Source organism: Arthrobacter sp. B3I4 (genome assembly GCF_030816855.1).
Lineage (GTDB): Bacteria > Actinomycetota > Actinomycetes > Actinomycetales > Micrococcaceae > Arthrobacter.
Genome location: NZ_JAUSYK010000001.1, coordinates 2,980,518 through 2,999,681, shown reverse-complemented (window position 1 = coordinate 2,999,681; position 19,164 = coordinate 2,980,518). Strand labels below are relative to the sequence as shown.

The 19,164-nt window shown below is 68.6% G+C and carries 16 protein-coding genes, 1 tRNA gene and 1 pseudogene; 13 read left to right on the top strand and 5 right to left on the bottom strand.

What is annotated here, in order from left to right:
- The first annotated feature begins 2 nt into the window (after nt 1–2).
- The 6 genes from QFZ61_RS14185 to QFZ61_RS14160 all read left to right on the top strand — a co-directional run bounded on the left by QFZ61_RS14185 (nt 3) and on the right by QFZ61_RS14160 (nt 5,568).
- On the top strand, nt 3–1,193 hold the full coding sequence (locus QFZ61_RS14185; protein WP_307037081.1) for a pseudouridine synthase: 1,191 nt from the start codon (nt 3–5) through the stop codon (nt 1,191–1,193).
- Nucleotides 1,194–1,196: 3 nt separating this feature from the next.
- Nucleotides 1,197–2,306, top strand: a complete 1,110-nt coding sequence (locus QFZ61_RS14180) for a prephenate dehydrogenase (RefSeq protein WP_307037079.1) — start codon at nt 1,197–1,199, stop codon at nt 2,304–2,306.
- On the top strand, nt 2,306–3,034 hold the full coding sequence (gene cmk, locus QFZ61_RS14175) for a (d)CMP kinase (protein ID WP_307037077.1): 729 nt from the start codon (nt 2,306–2,308) through the stop codon (nt 3,032–3,034). Before QFZ61_RS14180 ends, cmk begins: the two co-directional genes overlap by 1 nt.
- A 49-nt stretch (nt 3,035–3,083) precedes the next feature.
- On the top strand, nt 3,084–3,782 hold the full coding sequence (locus QFZ61_RS14170; protein ID WP_307038221.1) for a 1-acyl-sn-glycerol-3-phosphate acyltransferase: 699 nt from the start codon (nt 3,084–3,086) through the stop codon (nt 3,780–3,782).
- Nucleotides 3,779–5,329, top strand: coding sequence for a ribosome biogenesis GTPase Der (gene der, locus QFZ61_RS14165; protein ID WP_307037075.1), 1,551 nt, complete (start codon nt 3,779–3,781; stop codon nt 5,327–5,329). The genes QFZ61_RS14170 and der overlap by 4 nt, the downstream gene beginning before the upstream one ends.
- 162 nt (nt 5,330–5,491) lie before the next feature.
- Nucleotides 5,492–5,568 (top strand) — tRNA-Pro (locus tag QFZ61_RS14160).
- A gap of 79 nt (nt 5,569–5,647) precedes the next feature.
- On the opposite strand, the gene QFZ61_RS14155 is transcribed toward QFZ61_RS14160, so the two are convergent.
- Complete coding sequence (locus QFZ61_RS14155; protein ID WP_307037073.1) at nt 5,648–6,517, bottom strand: Fpg/Nei family DNA glycosylase; 870 nt, start codon at nt 6,515–6,517, stop codon at nt 5,648–5,650.
- A 150-nt stretch (nt 6,518–6,667) separates the two neighbouring features.
- On the opposite strand from QFZ61_RS14155, the gene gcvH reads away from it, so the two are divergent.
- The 5 genes from gcvH to QFZ61_RS14130 all read left to right on the top strand — a co-directional run bounded on the left by gcvH (nt 6,668) and on the right by QFZ61_RS14130 (nt 9,712).
- On the top strand, nt 6,668–7,054 hold the full coding sequence (gene gcvH / locus QFZ61_RS14150; protein ID WP_307037071.1) for a glycine cleavage system protein GcvH: 387 nt from the start codon (nt 6,668–6,670) through the stop codon (nt 7,052–7,054).
- Nucleotides 7,055–7,137: 83 nt separating this feature from the next.
- Nucleotides 7,138–7,611: an FHA domain-containing protein gene (locus QFZ61_RS14145; RefSeq protein WP_307037069.1), complete on the top strand. Its 474-nt coding sequence runs from the start codon at nt 7,138–7,140 to the stop codon at nt 7,609–7,611.
- Nucleotides 7,612–7,634: 23 nt separating this feature from the next.
- Nucleotides 7,635–8,351 (top strand): MerR family transcriptional regulator, encoded by a 717-nt coding sequence (locus QFZ61_RS14140; protein WP_307038218.1) that lies wholly within the window; start codon nt 7,635–7,637, stop codon nt 8,349–8,351.
- Complete coding sequence (locus tag QFZ61_RS14135; RefSeq protein WP_307037067.1) at nt 8,351–8,854, top strand: bifunctional nuclease family protein; 504 nt, start codon at nt 8,351–8,353, stop codon at nt 8,852–8,854. The genes QFZ61_RS14140 and QFZ61_RS14135 overlap by 1 nt, the downstream gene beginning before the upstream one ends.
- 261 nt (nt 8,855–9,115) lie before the next feature.
- Nucleotides 9,116–9,712, top strand: coding sequence for a MerR family transcriptional regulator (locus QFZ61_RS14130; RefSeq protein WP_028275903.1), 597 nt, complete (start codon nt 9,116–9,118; stop codon nt 9,710–9,712).
- Nucleotides 9,713–9,827: 115 nt separating this feature from the next.
- Here the strand turns inward: QFZ61_RS14130 and QFZ61_RS14125 are convergent, their stop codons facing one another.
- Nucleotides 9,828–10,679 (bottom strand): ParA family protein, encoded by an 852-nt coding sequence (locus QFZ61_RS14125; RefSeq protein WP_307037064.1) that lies wholly within the window; start codon nt 10,677–10,679, stop codon nt 9,828–9,830.
- Nucleotides 10,680–10,996: 317 nt separating this feature from the next.
- On the opposite strand from QFZ61_RS14125, the pseudogene QFZ61_RS14120 reads away from it, so the two are divergent.
- Nucleotides 10,997–14,393 (top strand): annotated as a pseudogene (locus QFZ61_RS14120) (pyruvate carboxylase).
- Between the two features lie 95 nt (nt 14,394–14,488).
- Here the strand turns inward: QFZ61_RS14120 and QFZ61_RS14115 are convergent.
- Complete coding sequence (locus QFZ61_RS14115; RefSeq protein ID WP_307037061.1) at nt 14,489–16,309, bottom strand: long-chain fatty acid--CoA ligase; 1,821 nt, start codon at nt 16,307–16,309, stop codon at nt 14,489–14,491.
- 186 nt (nt 16,310–16,495) lie between these two features.
- Here QFZ61_RS14115 and QFZ61_RS14110 point away from each other — a divergent pair, with 186 nt between their 5' ends.
- Nucleotides 16,496–17,584 carry an ROK family glucokinase gene (locus QFZ61_RS14110; RefSeq protein ID WP_307037059.1) on the top strand — a complete coding sequence of 363 codons (1,089 nt, stop codon included), beginning with the start codon at nt 16,496–16,498 and terminating at the stop codon, nt 17,582–17,584.
- 42 nt (nt 17,585–17,626) lie between these two features.
- Here the strand turns inward: QFZ61_RS14110 and QFZ61_RS14105 are convergent, their stop codons facing one another.
- Together QFZ61_RS14105 and QFZ61_RS14100 are read right to left on the bottom strand one after the other, a co-directional pair.
- A complete protein-coding gene (locus QFZ61_RS14105; RefSeq protein WP_307037057.1) occupies nt 17,627–18,178 on the bottom strand; it encodes a hypothetical protein in 552 nt (183 codons plus the stop codon).
- Nucleotides 18,171–19,019 carry a carboxylesterase gene (locus QFZ61_RS14100; protein WP_307037055.1) on the bottom strand — a complete coding sequence of 283 codons (849 nt, stop codon included), beginning with the start codon at nt 19,017–19,019 and terminating at the stop codon, nt 18,171–18,173. The genes QFZ61_RS14105 and QFZ61_RS14100 overlap by 8 nt, the downstream gene beginning before the upstream one ends.
- Between the last annotated feature and the right edge of the window lie 145 nt (nt 19,020–19,164).

The following is a 19,164-nucleotide window of genomic DNA, read 5'->3' as shown; positions in this document are numbered from 1 at the left end:
TCATGACACAGGCGGGACGCCAGGGTTCACCACGTAACGGTTCGGGACGCACCAGCGCCGGACACCAATCAGCACGCACCGCGGGTGCGGGCGGCGCCGGCCGCGGCCAGCGCGACTTCCCCAAGGGCGGCGGCGACCGGCCGTTCAAGCGGCCCAAGCCGCGCGAAGAAGCTTTCGTCGATCCCGATCTCAACCCCGACGCCGGAACCCCGGACCAGGCTGACCGCAAGGGCGCCGGCAAGCCGGCGGCCCGGAAGCCCGGTGCCCGCAAGCCCGGCGCGGGCAAGGTTCCCGGCACGCCCGGCGCGCTCAAACCCAAGCCCCGGGTCGGCGCCGGCGCGGCCAAGGCCGCCGGCTCCCGCGCCTTCGGCGGCGAACGCTTCGGCCAGAGCCTCGGCCCGGTCCGGAAACCGGCTCGCAAGCGCGGTCCCCGCTCCGAGGTGCCCCAGTCTGAACTGCACGACGCGGACGGCGTGCGGCTGCAAAAGGTCATGGCTTCGGCCGGTGTGGCCTCCCGCCGCGTGTGCGAGGAAATGATTGCTGAAGGCCGCGTCGAGGTCGATGGCCAGGTCGTCACCGAGCTCGGTGTCCGGGTTGACCCCAAGACCTCGGTGATCCACGTGGACGGCCTGCGCATCCAGCTGGACGAGAACATGGTCTACATGGTGTTCAACAAGCCCAAGGGCGTTGTCTCCACGATGGAAGACCCGGACGGCCGCCCCTGCGTCAGTGACTTTGTCCGCAACCACCACGGTGAACGCCTCTTCCACGTCGGACGGCTCGACGTCGCCACCGAGGGCCTGCTGCTGCTGACCAACGACGGCGAACTCGCCAACCGCCTGACGCACCCGTCCTACGAGGTTCCCAAGACCTACCTGGTCCAGGTCCGCGGGCCGTTCCCGCAGGGCGTCGGAGCCCAGCTCAAGGCCGGAATCGAACTTGAAGACGGCATGGCCTCGGTCGACTCCTTCAAGCTGGTCGACTCGACCCCGGGCCACGTGCTGATCGAGGTGGTGCTGCACTCGGGCAAGAACCGCATCGTGCGCCGGCTCTTCGACGCCGTCGGCTTCCCGGTGCTGCGCCTGGTGCGCGTCAAGGTCGGCCCCATCGGTCTGGGCGACCAGCGCCAGGGCAGCATCCGCAACCTCGGCAAGCAGGAAGTCGGCCACCTGCTGGCATCCGTGGGGCTGTAGCCCATGTCCGCTTTTCGCACCCACGGGCGCGGCCACCTGAACGGGCCGGTCGTGGTCGTGGGGACGGGGCTGTTGGGCACCAGCATCGGCCTGGGACTTCGCGGCCGGGGCGTCGCCGTGTTCCTCACCGACCCCTCGCCCACCAACCTGGCCGTCGCCGTCGACATCGGTGCGGGCCTGCCGTTGGAGCGCCTGGACGGCGAAGCCCCGGAACTCGTTGTCGTCGCCGCGCCGCCGGACGTGACCGCCGACGTCGTCGCCCGGGCCCTGGCGGACTACCCGGCCGCCGTGGTGGTGGACATCGCCAGCGTCAAGGCCGGCATCCAGGCGCAGCTGCGCGAACGCGGCGCCGACCTGGGCCGCTACGTCGGCACGCACCCGATGGCCGGCCGGGAGAAATCCGGGCCGGTCGCCGCCCGCGGTGAACTGTTTACCTCCATGCCGTGGGTGCTGTGCCCCTCGGCAGAAACCCGGCCCGAGGCCCTGCAGACGGCGCGCGCCCTGGCCACGGACCTGGGTGCGGTGATCTCCGAATTCGGGGCGGAGGAACACGACGAAGCCGTGGCCCTGGTCTCGCATTTGCCCCAGGTCATGTCCTCCCTGCTGGCCAGCCGGCTGCAGGGTACGCCGCTGCATGCCTTGTCCCTGGCCGGGAACGGGCTGCGCGACGTGACCCGGATAGCGGCCAGCGACCCCACGCTCTGGGTGCAGATCCTCGGCGCCAACGCGGACAAGGTCGTCGAAATCCTCCACGGCGTCCGCGAGGACCTGAACCGGCTGATCGGAACCCTTGAGGACCCGACCGCCCAGGGCGCCCGCCTGGACCTGGCCCAGCTGATCAGCGAAGGCAACGCCGGCCAGGCCCGGATCCCGGGCAAGCACGGCGGACCGCCGCAGGCGTATTCCTGGCTGACCGTCCTGGTCGACGACACTCCGGGACAGATCGCCAGGCTGCTCACCGAAATCGGCGAGATCGGCGTCAACCTCGAGGACCTCCGCCTGGACCACTCCTCAGGACAGAATGTCGGCATGGTGGAAATCTCCGTGCTGCCGAACAAGCACGAATTGCTCATCGAAGCCCTCAACGACCGCGGATGGCGGGTACTCCAGTAATGACCCAGGAACTGATTCAGACGGTGGATATCGTCCGCCCCGGAAAGAGCCTCGTCGTCGCAATCGACGGCCCCTCCGGCTCCGGCAAGTCCAGCGTCAGCAAAGAGGTGGCACGCCGGCTCCGGCTCGCCTACCTCGACACCGGCGCCATGTACCGGGCGCTGACCTGGTTCTGCCTCCAGAGCGGCACGGACCTGGCCGACGGCCAGGCTGTGGAAGACGCCGCAGAGGCGCTCGATCTGGAGATCAGCACCAGCACCCGGGAAGAGTACGTCCGGGTCGGCGGGACCGACATAACCGAGGCCATCCGCGAACCGGCCATATCCGCCGCGGTCAGCGCCGTCGCCACCACGCTGGGCGCCCGCACCGAGCTGATCCGGCGCCAGCGTGCCCTGATTGAAACGCACCACCGCCGGATGGTGGTGGAGGGCCGGGACATCACCACCGTCGTCGCGCCGCACGCCGAGGTCCGCATGCTGCTCACGGCCAGCGAAGAGGCCCGGCTTCGCCGCCGTGGCATCCAGCTCGGCGGCAGCCAGAACGCCGAGCAGCTCGCGGCGCAGGTCACGGCGCGGGACGCCAAGGACTCCACCGTGGTCAACTTCACCCAGGCCGCCGACGGCGTGGTGACTTTGGATTCCTCGGACCTGGACTTCGCCGAGACCGTCGACGCGGCCCTGGGGATCGTGCACCGGGTCATCAACCACACGGCTTTCCACCGTGACTGAGTCCGCAGCCGGTACGCGCCGGCCGGGGCGGGCGTTCCTGGACGGGACCATGGCCTGGAGCCGTCCCGTCGGCTGGCTCCTGGACCGCGTGGTTTACCGGACCACGGTGACCGGCCGCACCAACGTCCCGGCAGCAGGCCCGGTCATCTTCGCCGGCAACCACATCAGCTTCCTTGACGGGCCGGTGATGTTCGGCGCCGCGCCCCGGCCCATGCACATCTTGGTCAAGAAGGAGATGTTCAGGGGCTCCCTGGGCCTGGTGTTGAACGCCTCCGGCCAGCTGGCAGTGGACCGCTCGGGGGACCGGGCGGCGCTGCAGCGGGCCAAAAGCATCCTCGACGCCGGACGGTGCGTCGGGATCCTGCCCGAAGGCACCCGGGGGAGCGGGCAGGCAGCCGCCATCAACAACGGCGTAGCCTGGCTGGCCTTGAACTCCGGGGCCACGGTCATCCCGGTCGCCATCCTCGGCACCAGGATCAACGGCGAGCACCTCAACACCGTGCCCCGGCCCGGCCGCCGGCTGCATGTCAGCTTCGGCGGCGCCCTCAATCTCAGCCGGAAACCCGGCGAGACCGGGCGTGCTTCAATGGACAGGGTGGGAACCGAGATCCGCGCCGCACTGGCGCGGCACGTTCAGGACACCGTTTCCGCCAGCGGGCAGGGCCTGCCCGACGCGGATTCCCCGCAAGAACTTCAGCAAGCAGTAGCCGGGACGCCGGCAGATCACCACCTAAGGAACGTGCAATGAGCGATACGACTCAAACCTCCGGCAACTTCGGCGCCGGCGAAGACGAATACACGCCCACCGGCACGGACCAGGTGGCCGAAAACCTCGCCGCCCTGGACGACGACGAGGCCGAGCTGCGCGCGGCTTCGCTGCGCGCCGGCCTGGACGACTACGAGCTGGACGAGGAAGACGCCGCGCTGCTCAGCGGCCGCTACGAGGACGAGGATTTCGACGGACCGGTCAAACTTGACCCGGTCCTGGCCATCATCGGCCGCCCGAACGTCGGCAAGTCCACCCTGGTCAACCGCATCCTGGGCCGCCGCGAAGCCGTCGTCGAGGATACCCCCGGCGTCACCCGCGACCGGGTCATGTACTCCGCGCACTGGAACGGCCGGAACTTCACCGTCGTCGACACCGGCGGCTGGGAGCACGACGCCCGCGGCATCCACGCCCGGGTCGCCGAGCAGGCCGAGATGGCCGTGGAACTCGCCGACGCGGTCTTGTTCGTCGTCGACTCCGCCGTCGGCGCGACCGCCACGGACGAAGGCGTCATGAAAATGCTGCGCAAGTCCAAGAAGCCGGTCATCATGGTCGCGAACAAGGTGGACGACTTCGCCCAGGAAGCAGACTCGGCCGCGCTGTGGGGCCTCGGCTTCGGCGAGCCCTACCCGGTGTCCGCCCTGCACGGCCGCGGCGTCGCCGACCTGCTGGACCACGTGATGGACACCCTGCCGGAGTTCTCCACCATCGAAGGGCTCGAGCGCACCGGCGGACCCCGCCGGATCGCCCTCATCGGCCGCCCGAACGTCGGCAAATCCTCGCTGCTGAACAAGCTCGCCGGCTCCGAGCGCGTCGTCGTCGACAACACCGCCGGCACCACCCGCGACCCGGTCGATGAGTTCATCGAACTCGGCGGCCGCACCTGGCGTTTCGTGGACACCGCAGGCATCCGCCGCCGCCAGCACATGGCCCAGGGCGCGGATTTCTACGCTTCGCTGCGCACCCAGAGCGCCCTGGAGAAGGCCGAGGTCGCCGTCGTGCTCCTCGCGGTGGACGAGGTGCTCAGCGAGCAGGACGTGCGGATCCTGCAGCTGGCTATCGAATCCGGCCGGGCGCTGGTGCTTGCTTTCAACAAGTGGGACCTGCTGGACGACGAACGCCGCAGCTACCTGGAACGCGAAATCGAGCAGGACCTGGCCCACGTGGCCTGGGCGCCGCGGGTGAACATCTCCGCCAAGACCGGCTGGCACAAGGACCGGCTGGTTCCGGCCCTGGACACCGCCCTGGAGAGCTGGGACCGGCGCATCCCCACCGGCCGGCTCAACGCCTTCCTCGGCGAACTGGTCGCGGCGCACCCGCACCCGGTCCGCGGCGGCAAGCAGCCCCGTATCCTTTTCGGCACCCAGGCCTCGAGCCGGCCGCCGAAGTTCGTGCTGTTCACCACCGGCTTCCTGGACCCCGGCTACCGACGCTTCATCACCCGCCGGCTCCGCGAAACCTTCAGCTTCGAGGGCACTCCGATCGAGGTCAACATGCGGGTGCGGGAAAAGCGCGGCAAGAAGCGTTAATCCGGGCGCCCGGGCCGGGAGAAAAGTTCCCGGCCCGGGCCAGGGTGTCACAGGCACCCTCCGGAATCGTGTAAGCTTTTCAAGGTGGTTCGGCCGGACTGCTCAGATGAATTCCTTTGGATTTCCAACGGAAGCATCAGGAGCGGAGAACGGCGGAACCAGCGGGCTGTAGCGCAGCTTGGTAGCGCACTTGACTGGGGGTCAAGGGGTCGCAGGTTCAAATCCTGTCAGCCCGACCAACAGAAAGTACCCCGCCATTTCCGGCAACGGACATGGCGGGGTTTTCTGTTTCCCGGCCCGGTCGGTCCGGTAACCTCCCTACTTCAGGAAGCGGGACGTCCGGCGGTCCGCCAGGATCTTCCCCTTGGTCTGGCAGGTCGGGCAGTACTGCAGTGCCGTGTCCGCAAAGGACACCTCCCGCACGGTGTCACCGCAGACCGGGCACGCTTCGCCCGCCCGGCCGTGCACCCGCATGTGGCTGCGCTTGGCGTCCTTTAGTTCGCTGGCCGGTTTTCCGCTGGCCTCCGCCAGCGCGGTGCCCAGGATGTCGTGAATGGCGTCATAGAGGCGCTCCGTTGCCGGCCGGTCCAGGGAACTCGCGATCGCGAAGGGCGAGATTCTGGCCGCGTGCAGAATCTCGTCGCTGTAGGCGTTGCCGATGCCGGCGATGATGCCCTGGCTCCGCAGCACCCCCTTAATCTGCTGCTTGCTGGACGTCAGGATCGCGGCCAGGGATTCGACGTCGAACCCCGGACTGAACGGATCCGGTCCCAGCGCGGCAATGCCGGGCACGTCGGACGGGTCCCGGACCAGGTAGACCGCCAGGCTCTTCTTCGTGCCCGCCTCGGTCAGGTCCAAATCCAGCGGACCGCCCGCGCTGGAAAACGACAGCCGCACAGCGATATGCCCGCCGCCGCGCTTCAGCAGCGCCCCGGTGGGGGCATCGGTGAGCCGGACCCAGCCGGCGCGGGCCAGGTGGAAGACGAGGTGGATTCCGTCCGCCTCCACCGCCACGAACTTGCCGTAGCGGCGCACCGCGGTGACCGTCCTGCCCTCGAGGTCGGAGATGGGCGGATCCGCTGTCTTCAGCACCGCGAAGGAGACGATCTGCACCTTTGACACCACTGCTCCCTGCAGGCGCGCCGCCAAAAAGTCGGCCAGAGCCGCCACTTCGGGTAATTCAGGCATGGGCATCTCCGTCCGGATCTGGGCCTGATGCTGGCATGGCCCCATCATGCCAGAGTCCTGCCGGGCGGGTCCGGGTGTGCCTATACTTTCAGCGGCGGCCCGTTCCAGCGGCCGCCGCGACCTGGTGATTGACCCGACGAAAGGCCCGTCATGAGCAACATTCCCGAAGAGCTGTCCTACACCGCCGAGCACGAATGGGTGACCGCGCCGGACGCCGACGGCGTCGTGCGGGTCGGAATCACGGACTTTGCCCAGGACGCCCTCGGCGATGTCGTGTACGCCCAGATGCCGGAGGTAGGCACCAAAATCACCGCGAACGACGTCGTGGGCGAGGTGGAATCAACCAAGAGCGTCAGTGACATCTACGCCCCGGTCAGCGGCGAAGTGGTGTCCCGCAACGAATCGCTGGACACCGATTCCGCGCTGATCAATTCCGACCCCTACGGCGAGGGCTGGCTGATCGAAATCAAGCTCGCCGAGGCCGACGCGGTGGAGTCGCTGCTCAGTGCATCCGAGTACGAACAACAGGTAGGCTAAGGGGATTACCGGAACTGCCAGGCTTTTCCGGACGGCATGCGTTGTTTGCAGGGGGGACACCTGCAGCGAATGAGGAGGACTCAATGGCTCGGCACGGACGGCACGAAACCGGTGATCACGGCACGGGTGGAGTGAGAGCCTCGGAGACCACCTCGATCAACCTCACTCCGGTGCGCGACGAGCCCACCCTCACGCCCAAAGTTTCCGCTGATGAACGCACCGCGGTCGAGTCACTGCCGGCCGGTTCCGCCCTGCTGGTGGCGCACAGCGGCCCGAACGCCGGTGCCCGCTTCCTGCTGGACTCCGATGTCACCACCGCCGGCCGCCACCCGGATGCCGATATCTTCCTCGACGACGTGACGGTCTCGCGCCGCCACGTCGAGTTCCGCCGCACCGCACGCAGCTTCGAGGTCGTGGATACCGGCAGCCTGAACGGCACCTACGTCAACCACGACCGGGTCGACAGCGTGGAGCTAAAGTCCGGTAACGAGGTGCAGATCGGCAAGTTCCGGCTCACTTTCTACCTCAGCCCTGTCCGTACCGCAGGCAACGTCTGATATCGGGGTAGCTGCCGGTGGCAATGGCACAGGCCGAACGGCGCGGACCCCAGGTCCTGAACATTGGGGAGGTCCTGGCGCAGCTGAGCGACGACTTCCCCAACATGACCGCGTCGAAAATCAGGTTCCTTGAAGAAAAGGGACTCATCAACCCGCAGCGGACCCCCGCGGGTTACCGGCAGTACTCCGAGAGCGACGTCGAACGCCTGCGCTTCGTGCTGGCCCTGCAGCGGGACCAGTACCTCCCCCTGAAGGTCATCAAGGATTACCTTGACGCGATCGACCGCGGGGAGCGCCCGGACAACCTGCCGCCCGGCGTTACGGTCTCGCCGCGCATCGTTTCCGACGAGCTTGCCTCCGAGCTGAACAACCGCGTGCGCAAGCTCAGCGAAGAACAGCTCCGCGCCGAGTCCGGCGCCAGCGTCCCGCTGCTGGAGTCCCTGCTGAGCTTCGGCCTGATCGGGCACGTCAACGGCAAATTCGACGAACACGCCTTGCAGGTGGCCCGCGCCTGTGTCCAGCTCGAGAGCCACGGCCTCGAACCGCGGCACCTGCGGCCGATTCAGGCCGCGGCCGACCGCGAATTCGGTCTGGTGGAACGGGCGGTGGCAACCCTGACGTCCCGCAAGGACGCCGCGTCCCACGCCCGCGCCGCCGAGGCCGCCCGCGAAATCAGCGAACTTTGCCTGTCGCTGCACCGCGCCCTGGTCCAGGACCGCATTTCGAGGATGGACAGCTGATGATCGAAGTGGAGATCGTAGGGGTACGGATCGAGCTGCCATCGAACCAGCCGCTGGTCCTGCTCAAGGAGATGCACGGTGAGCGCCACGTGCCCATCTGGATCGGCACCCCGGAGGCAAGCGCCATCGCCCTCGCGCAGCAGGGCGTGGTCCCGCCCCGGCCGATGACCCACGACCTGCTGGTGGACGTCGTCGAGGCGCTGGGCCACACCATTGTCAGCGTGAACATCGTGGCCGTCGAGGACAACATTTTTTACGGCCAGCTTCAGTTCGAGGACGGCACCACTGTCAGCTCGCGGGCCTCCGACGCCCTCGCCCTGGCCCTGCGCGCCAAATGCCGGATCTGGTGCGCGGATTCGGTGATGGAAGAAGCGGGCGTGCGGATCACCGAGCACGACGACGGCGAGGAAGCCGAACCGGGTCCCGCCGTCGACGAAGAGGGCGAACTGCGCCGCTTCCGGGAGTTCCTGGACGACGTTGAACCGGAAGATTTTGCCGGCTGAAACGCCCCTAAGGTTAAAGTCGAGGTCGAAACTTTCGACACGCCACCGCAATAGCCCCAACGTCTTTGACCTAGGGCCCCGGCGGGCCTAACGTCAGAGGTACAAGTTCCCATTGCAAGCAAGAGCCGCGCAAGTCACACTGGACAGAGCAGCCGGCGCCGAAATGACACTGATGATTTTTGTGTCCCGGCCCGACGCCCGTCCCGGAGGGCGTGCTGTTGTTGCAAGTCCCCGCGGGAGCTCAGAACAAGGAGGATCCACGTGAGTCCGAAAGGCGAAGCAGGCGAGCTCAAGCAGGCGTCGACCGCAGGCGTTGCTGTGCCCGCGAGCGGTGCCCAGGGCCTGCTCTTCACCGAGGATCTTCCCGTCCTGGACGAAGACGCCGGGTACCGCGGTCCGACCGCCTGCAAGGCGGCCGGGATCACCTACCGCCAGCTCGATTACTGGGCCCGAACCGGACTGGTCGAGCCCGCGGTGCGCGGCGCCGCCGGTTCCGGATCCCAGCGGCTCTACGGTTTCCGCGACATCCTGGTCCTGAAAGTCGTCAAACGGCTGCTCGATACCGGTGTCTCACTGCAGCAGATCCGCACTGCCGTGGAACACCTGCGGGAGCGCGGCGTCGAGGACCTTGCCCAGATCACCCTTATGAGCGACGGTGCGAGCGTCTACGAATGCACCTCGGCGGATGAAGTCATCGACCTGGTCCAGGGCGGACAGGGTGTCTTTGGCATCGCCGTCGGCCGGGTCTGGCGTGAAGTGGAAGGAAGCCTGGCGGCCCTTCCGAGCGAGCACGCCGCGGACCAGTCCTTTCCGGACGACGAACTCAGCAAGCGCCGCGCGGCCCGCAAAATCGGCTAGCAGCGCCCCCAGCACTTAAAGCAACGCGGGGTTCCCCCCGACCGTTCCGGAGTTCCGGACGGGCGGGAGGGAACCCCGCGTTGTTGTTGTCTGGGCCGGTCAGCGTCTGGGCCGGTCAGCGCTGGCTGCGGTTCCGGACCCGGCCCGCGGCGGCCAGTTCGCGCCCGCTTCCGGTCAGGTTGGCCAGCAGGGCATCGAACAGGGCCGCTGTGTTCTTGGCGGAGTCGCCGGGCCACGAGTGCACCGCGTGCGCCGCGCCCTGGATCTGCTGCCAGTTGGCCTGCTCCGGAATGTGCGGGTTCAGCAGCAGGTCGCCGAACATGGATTGCATCTCTGACAGGCGGAAGGTGTGTTCCGCGGAACCGCTGCGCACACGGTTGGCGACGATGCCGGCGGGGGCGAGTCTGGGCGCGAATTCCTGCCGGAACAGCTGGATGGCGCGCATCGTGCGTTCGGTGCCTGCGACGGAGAACAGTCCGGGCTCGGCGACCAGGGCGACTTTGTCGCTGGCCGACCACGCCATCCGGGTCAGGCCGTTGAGCGACGGCGGGCAGTCGATCAGGACCAGGTCGTAGCCGGCGGCACCGGCCAGTACGGAGGAAAGCCGGCGCAGGTCGCGGCGGCCGAGATCGGGCCGGTCATAGATCCCGGTGTAAGCCGAACCCACCGCTACGTCCAGCCTGGACGCATTCGAGCTGCCGGCGGAGGCGGCGTTGGCATGCTCCAGCCAGCCGCTGGGAACGACGTTGTCGGCGAGGCGTGCCCGGCGCGGGGATTTCAGCATGCGGCCAATGTCCAGCTGCTGCTCACCGGGCCGTACGCCGAGGGCAGTGCTGGCATCCGCGTGCGGGTCGAGGTCGACTACGAGGGTGGGGATTCCGGCGGAGAGAGCGGCCGACGCCAGTCCGGTTGTCACGGATGTCTTGCCGACACCGCCTTTGAGGCTGCTGATGCTGACTACTTGCACTTAAAAAACCAATACCTAACGCCGGTTGCCGAGACTGGGTCGTGCCGGCCCGTGCGTTCCTGGGCCGGTGCGGGCATGCGCCACCCACCACCTCATCATATGTTGGCGCGCCAGCTAAACCTGTCTCATCCGGTCCGGCCGGGGCCGCCGTCGCGCGCTTGCCGGTGATGCTGGCGGCGGGAACGGCGGCCGGCTGCCGATCGCGGCCCAAATGACGCATAATGCTGTGACGGGCACCACAATGATTTGTGTTTGCGCGCACCAGTCCTAGAAACTGTGACAACTTACCGAACCGCCCGCGATGATGCAGGAGAAGTATGTTTTCCAAGATTCTGGTGGCTAACCGCGGCGAAATCGCGATCCGCGCCTTCCGTGCCAGCTACGAGCTGGGTGCCAAGACCGTCGCGGTGTTCCCGACCGAGGACCGCAACTCGATCCACCGGCAGAAAGCGGACGAGGCGTACCTCATCGGGGAAGAAGGCCACCCGGTCCGGGCCTACCTCGACGTCGATGAAGTCGTGCGGGTGGCGAAGGAAGCCGGCGCCGACGCGATCTACCCCGGCTACGGCTTCCTCTCCGAAAACCCCAACCTCGCCCGCGCCGCCGCAGCCGCCGGCATCACCTTCGTCGGTCCGCCGGCGGAAGTGCTGGAACTGGCCGGCAACAAGGTCGCCGCCCTCGACGCTGCCCGCAAGGCCGGCGTTCCGGTGCTGAAATCCAGCCAGCCCTCCAAGGACGTCGACGAACTTATCGCCGCAGCCGACGAGATCGGCTTTCCCATCTTCGCGAAGGCAGTCGCCGGCGGCGGCGGCCGCGGCATGCGCCGGGTAGACACCAGGGAGGCGCTGCCCGAAGCGCTGCAGGCCGCCATGCGCGAGGCTGATGCCGCGTTCGGTGACCCCACCATGTTCCTGGAACAGGCCGTGCTGCGCCCCCGCCACATTGAAGTGCAGATCCTCGCCGACGCCGAGGGCAACGTCATGCACCTCTTTGAGCGGGACTGCTCCATCCAGCGCCGCCACCAGAAGGTGATCGAGATCGCCCCCGCGCCGAACCTCGACGAGGGCATTCGGCAGGCGCTCTACCGGGACGCCGTGAAGTTCGCCAAGGCTTTGAACTACGTCAACGCCGGCACCGTGGAGTTCCTGGTCGATACCGTCGGCGAGCGGGCCGGCCAGCACGTCTTCATCGAGATGAACCCGCGCATCCAGGTCGAGCACACCGTCACCGAGGAAGTCACCGACGTCGACCTCGTCCAGGCCCAGCTGCGCATCGCGTCGGGTGAGACCCTGGCCGACCTCGGCCTCTCGCAGGACACCGTCCGGCTCCGGGGCGCAGCTCTGCAGTCGCGCATCACCACCGAGGACCCGGCAAACGGTTTCCGGCCCGACGTCGGAAAAATCACCGGCTACCGCTCGGCCGGCGGCGCCGGCGTGCGGCTCGACGGCGGCACCGTCTACTCCGGTGCCGAAATCAGCCCGCACTTCGACTCCATGCTGGTGAAACTGACCTGCCGCGGCCGGGACTACCCGACCGCCGTCGCGCGGGCCCGCCGCGCCCTCGCCGAATTCCGGATCCGGGGCGTGTCCACTAACATCTCGTTCCTGCAGGCGGTCCTGGACGACCCGGACTTCGTCGCCGGCGACGTCGCCACGTCCTTCATCGATGAACGGCCCGAACTGCTCAAAGCCCGTGTGTCCGCCGACCGGGGCACCAAGCTGCTGACCTGGCTCGCCGACGTCACGGTCAACAAGCCCAACGGTGAACTCACCGCGCACACCGCCCCTGCGGACAAGCTGCCCGCCGTGGACGAGGCAGAAGCGCCCGCCGGGTCCCGGCAGCGGCTGCTCGAACTGGGACCGGTCGGCTTCGCCAAGGCCCTCCGTGACCAGGACGCCGTCGCCGTCACCGACACCACGTTCCGCGACGCCCACCAGTCGCTGCTGGCGACCCGGGTCCGCACCCGGGACCTCGTCGCGGCCGGCCCGGCAGTGTCCAAGCTGCTCCCGGAACTGCTGTCGGTCGAAGCCTGGGGCGGTGCCACCTACGACGTCGCGCTGCGCTTCCTGGGCGAGAACCCCTGGGACCGCCTGGCCGCGCTGCGCAAAGCGCTGCCGAACATCTGCCTGCAGATGCTGCTCCGCGGCCGCAACACGGTCGGTTACACGCCGTACCCGGAAGAGGTCACGGTGGCCTTCGTCAATGAGGCGGCCGCGACCGGCATCGACATCTTCCGGATCTTCGACGCCCTCAACGACGTCAACCAGATGGCGCCCGCGATCCGCGCCGTCCGCGACACCGGCACCGCGGTGGCCGAGGTGGCGCTTTGCTACACCGCGGACATGCTCGACCCGGACGAGAAGCTGTACACGCTCGACTACTACCTTGAGCTGGCGCAGAAGATTGTCGACACCGGTGCGCACATCCTCGCGATCAAGGACATGGCCGGACTGTTGCGCCCGGCGGCTGCCGCGCGCCTGGTGACGGCGCTGCGGGAGAAGTTCGACCTGCCGGTGCACCTGCACACCCACGACACCGCGGGCGGCCAGCTGGCCACCCTGCTGGCTGCCGTGGACGCCGGCGTCGATGCTGTGGACGTCGCTTCGGCGTCGCTCGCCGGCACCACCAGCCAGCCGGCCGCGTCGGCCCTGGTCGCGGCGCTGGCGCACACGCCGCGGGACACCGGCCTGGACCTGGCCAGCGTCTGCTCGCTGGAACCGTACTGGGAGGCGGTACGCCGGGTCTACGCGCCGTTCGAATCGGGCCTTCCCGGCCCCACAGGCCGGGTCTACCAGCACGAGATCCCCGGCGGTCAGCTCTCCAACCTGCGGCAGCAGGCGATCGCCCTCGGACTCGGTGAACGCTTCGAGGCGATCGAGGACATGTACACCGCCGCCGACCGGATCCTCGGCCGGCTCGTGAAGGTCACCCCGTCCTCCAAGGTGGTGGGCGACCTCGCCCTGCACCTGGTGGGCCTGAACGCGGACCCGGCGGACTTCAACGAGAACCCGCAAAAGTACGACATCCCGGACTCCGTCATCGGCTTCCTCTCCGGTGAACTCGGCGACCCGCCCGGCGGCTGGCCGGAGCCGTTCCGGACCAAGGCCCTGCAGGGCCGCAGCGTCAAGGTCCGGAACGCCGAGCTCAGCGCCGAAGACAGCGCAGCCCTCAAGGGGGATTCCGCCACGGTGCAGCAGACCCTCAACCGGCTGCTCTTCGCCGGCCCCACCAAGGACTACCTGAAGAGCGTCGAGGCCTACGGCAACCTTTCGGTGCTTGACACCCGCGATTACCTCTTCGGCCTGCAGCGCGGCGCCGAACACGAGATCGAGCTGGAGAAGGGCGTCCGCCTGATCGCGTCGCTGGAGGCTGTCTCCGAACCGGACGAAAAGGGCATGCGCACGGTGATGTGTACCCTGAACGGCCAGTCCCGGCCCGTGGTGGTCCGTGACCGTTCAGTGGTCAGCAACGTCAAGGCGGCGGAGCGGGCCGACGCCGCCCAGCCCGGGCCAGGTCGCCGCACCGTTCGCGGGCGCCGTGACGCTGACCGTCAAGGCCGGCGACGCGGTCAAGGCCGGCGACACGGTCGCGACCATTGAGGCGATGAAGATGGAAGCATCCATCACGACGCCGGTGGCCGGCACGGTGGCCAGGCTCGCTGTCGGTGCGGTGGAGCAGGTCCAGGGCGGGGACCTGCTGCTGGTTATCGAATAGCAGCGCCGGCAGCGGCTCCGCTGCCCAGCAGAAAGGGCTCCTCCGGCCGCTTGGGTTCTAGCGGCCGGGGGAGCCCTTTCAGTGTCTGGCGTGCGTCAGGCGTGCGTGGGGCGCTTCGCGGCGTACATCTCCTCGATGACGTCCTCGAAGTCCTTCAGCACCTGGGCGCGCTTGACCTTCATCGACGGCGTGAGGTGCCCGGACGCTTCGGTGAAGTCCGACGGGACGATCCGGAAGGACTTGATCGCCTCGGCCTGCGACACGGACTGGTTCGCCTTGTTGATGAGCTCCTGGACCGCCGCCTGGACGGCGGGGTTGCCGGTCGCCTCGGCCACGGTGGTGGAGGCCGGGAGGCCGTGGCGCTGCAGCCAGCCGGGCAATGCCTCCTCATCCAGGGTCACCAAAGCGCCGATGAACGGACGGTTGTCGCCCACGACGAGGACCTGAGAAACCAGCGCGTCGGCGCGGATCTGGTCCTCCAGCAGTGCGGGCACCACATTCTTGCCGCCGGCGGTGACGATGATTTCCTTCTTCCGGCCGGTGATGGTCAGGAATCCCTGTTCGTCGAGCTGGCCGATGTCACCGGTGCGGAACCAGCCGTCCGCAAACGTCTCCGCCGTCAGGTCCTCACGGTTGAAGTAGCCGCGCATCACGCAGACGCCCTTGGCGAGGATCTCGCCGTCGTCGGCGATCTTCACGGCGTTGCCGGGAATCGGGGCGCCGACGGTGCCGATTTTGATCAGCGACGGCGTGTTGACCGTGACCGGGGCAGTGGTTTCAGTCAGGCCGTAGCCTTCGAGGATCTGCAGGCCGATGCCTTGGAAGAAGTGGCCGAGCCGGGCACCGAGCGGACCGCCGCCGGAGACGGCGTGGGCGACCTGCCCGCCCATCGCGTCGCGGAGCTTGCCGTAGACGAGCCTGTCGAAGAGGGCGTGCCTGAGCCGCAGGCCCAGTCCCACCTTGCCGTCCTGGCGTGCCCGCGAGTAGGCGATGGCGGTTTCCGCGGCCCGGTGGAAGATCGCGCCCTTGCCCCCGTCCTCGGCCTTGGTCAGGGCGGAGTTGTAGACCTTTTCAAAGACCCGCGGCACCGCGAGGATGAAGGTCGGTTTGTAGCTTTGCAGGTCCGGCAGCAGGTTCTTGATGTCCGGGGTGTGCGCGACGGTTACGCCCGCGGCCACCGCCAGCACCGAGATGAAGCGGGCGAAAACATGCGCCAGCGGGAGGAACATGATGGTCCGGGCGTGCTCGTGGACGGTCTGGCCCAGCGACGTGGCCAGTACGTTGTCGGAGAGCTCCACGAAGTTGCCGTGCGTCAGTTCGCAGCCCTTGGGCCGGCCGGTGGTGCCCGAGGTGTAGATGATGGTCGCGAGGTCCTTCAATGAAGCCCGGCTGCGCCGTTCCTCCAGTTCCTCGTCGCTGACCCCGGAGCCGGCAGCACGGACCTCGTCGAGGCCGTCGCCTTCGAGCTGCCAGACGTGCTGCAGCGCGGTCAGCCCTTCGGAGGAAGCCGCCTGCCGGATGATGTCCTCATGGTGGGCCGACTCGCCGAATGCGGCGACGGCGCCCGAGTCACCGAGGTTCCAGGCCACCTGGGAGGGGGAGGAAGTCTCGTAAATCGGCACCGAGACAGCCCCGGCGAACCAGATGGCGAAATCCACCAGGGTCCATTCATACCGGGTACGGGACATGATGCCGACGCGGTCACCGGCTGCGACGCCGCTGGCCATCAGGCCCTTCGCGAGCAGGGACACGTCGGCGAGGAAGTCGGTGGCCCGGACGTCCTGCCATTGGCCGGCAGCGTCCAGCCGGGAGAACAGCGCAGGGTTGGACGCCTTGGCGGCCTGGCGCAGGACCAGGTCCGTGACGTTGGTTTCCGGCGGGACGGTCACCAGGGGCGGGACACTGATTTCTCGCACGATAGCTCCTTTGATATCCATTGACCCCCAGGGGGTATGACTAACAGTAGTATGCGGCGCCCGCACGGTGTGGTGCATTTCACCCTACTGGCGAGTAACTTTACGGCCGGGTCCGCGTGAAAGCTACTTTCGCCGCGGCCAAGCGGACCGGTTGCCACCGTCCGGCGGGTCCTAGAATGGGGAACGATGCAAACACCAACGCCTGGCCAGCAGCCGGCCCCGCAACCCAGGACGGCCGCCTGGCGGCGCAGGATTCAAAGCCGCCCGGAAACGGTGCACGGCGGCAGGCTGCGCGGACACCTGCGGCTCGGCCGCAAGGGCCTCGCCATCGGCGTCGACATCGGCGGCACGAAGGTGGCGGCCGGAGTGGTGGATGCCGAGGGGCGCATCCTGAGCCAGGCGAGGCGTTCCACGCCCGGCAATGACCCGCGCGCCGTGGAGCGGGTGATCGTCGAGCTGGTGGAGGAGCTGGGCCGGGGCCACCGGATCTGGTCGGTGGGGATCGGCGCGGCCGGCTGGATGGACCTCGACGGCGCCACCGTGCTGTTCAGCCCGCATCTGGCCTGGCGGAACGAGCCGCTGCGGGCCAACCTGCAGCGGCTGCTGCGCCGGCCGGTGCTTTTGACCAACGACGCCGACGCCGCCGCCTGGGCAGAGTGGCGCTTCGGTGCCGGACGCGGCGAGGACCGGCTGGTCTGCATCACCCTGGGCACCGGGATCGGCGGAGCCATGGTGATGGACGGGCGGCTGGAACGCGGCCGTTTCGGGGTCGCCGGTGAGTTCGGGCACCAGATTGTGGTGCCCGGGGGCCACCGCTGCGAGTGCGGCAACCGGGGCTGCTGGGAACAGTACGCCTCCGGTAACGCGCTCGGCCGTGAGGCCAGGGAACTGGCTGCGGCGAACTCGCCGGTCGCCCAGGAACTGCTCAAGGCGGTGGACGGCGGGCCGGGGGACATCACCGGCGTGACCGTCACCGAGCTGGCCAGGGCCGGCGATCCCGCCTCACGCGAGCTCCTCGAAGAAGTCGGGGAGTGGCTCGGACTGGGCCTGGCGAACCTGGCGGCTGCCCTGGACCCTGGCACCTTCGTCATCGGCGGCGGACTCTGTGACGCCGGCGAGCTTCTGGCCGGGCCTGCCCGGAAGGCGTTTGCCCGGAACCTGACCGGCCGCGGCTTCCGGCCTGCCGCCAGGATCGAGCTGGCCGCCCTTGGCCCCAACGCCGGACTGATCGGGGCCGCGGACCTGTCCCGGGTCAGCAGCAGGATGCACAGCTAGCGGGGCCGTGCCTGCTCCGCCGCTGCCCGGCGGCCGGTCCTTTTAGACCCGGGCCCCGTCGTCGTGCTCGTCTTTTTCGTGCGGGAGTTTCAGAATCAGGAACACCACCGACACGGCGAAGGCAGCCACGATGCCCATCACGGCCAGCAACGGCGCGGACCGCCAGAACATGGCCGACAGCAACAAGGCGATGGGGCCGCCGACGGCGCCCAGCCAGGCCAGCACCGTCAGCGGGTCCGAGCCCGCCAGACTGGGCGGTTCCTCGGGGATGAAGGCGCCGTCGTCGTCGTCCGGCTCATAGTCCCTCGGGCCGGAATACCGCTGGCCGGAATCCCGCTGGCTGAAGTCCCGGGCGCCGGCGTCTCGTGGGCCGGCGGCGGGCGCTTCCGCTGGCGGCGGCGCGGCAAGACCCAGCGGGTCGAAGTCCCGGAACGCCCTCGGGCCGGGCGCCTGCCCGGATACCGGATGTGCACCGGCCTCCGTGCCGGAACCTGAATCGGTGCTCTCGAGCCGTGCCACCAGGTCCAGCCAGACGGCGTCGTCCTGGTTGGCGCCGGAGTCCGGGTCCGGGGTCCCGGAGTCGGATTTAGTCATCTGCCGTTTCTTTCTGGCTGCTGGGGACAGGGCTGCCGGGTTCAGGGCTGCCGGGGACAGGGCCGGTGCTGGCGCCGCCCGGCTCGCGCGCCTCCACCAGCGTGCGGATGAATTCGATGGTGCCGCTGAAGATCCGGGGCGCGTCGTTGTCCATGGTAGCGACGTGGTAGCTGTTCTCCAGCGGGATCACCTCCAGCGGGGCGTTGACCAGGCCCCGGCGCAGCGCCAACATGCTGGTGTCCGAGACCACGTGGTCCACCGTGGACCGATAGACCCGCACCGGGGCGGTGATCCGGGGCAGCAGCCGGACGGTGTCCTTGAACATCTTGTTCAATTCGTGTGCGGCTGCAACGGGCGTCCGCGGATAGGCGCCCTCGTCGACGCCCTCCTTGAGGATGTCGTTGGCGATGGCCGGGGTGCTCTTGAGCACGAACCGCAGAATTCCGGCCAGCGGAGCCCGCGGGTCGTCGATGACCAGTCCGGGGTTCACCAGCACAGCCCCCGCCACCGGACGGGTCGCGGCGAGCCGCAGGGCCAGCGCACCGCCCATCGAAAGTCCTGCCACCACGACGTGCTCGCATTCGCCGGCCAGCTCCAGGTAGGCGGCGTCCAGCCCGGCGTGCCAGTCCTGCCAGCGGGTCCGGGCCAGCTCCTGCCAGCTGGTGCCGTGCCCGGGCAGCAGCGGCATCCGCACGGCGTACCCGGCTTCGGCGAGGGACTCGGCCCATGCCCGGACGCCGTGGGGGCTGCCGGTGAAGCCGTGGGAGACCACGACGCCGGTCCGGGCGCCGTTCCCGGTGAAGGTGCGGCTGAACGGGGAGTGGTCAGGGGCGGGATTCATGGCTGCTCCGTCTTCTGGCTGCGTGGCCGATGGCCGCGCTGGTGCAGGCGCGGGTGCGGTGGCCGGGGGATCGGAAAGCGGCGTGCGCCATCGGAGTGCTGCTTTCACTCATGCGCCCATCGTGTCACTGTTGGGCACATAATTC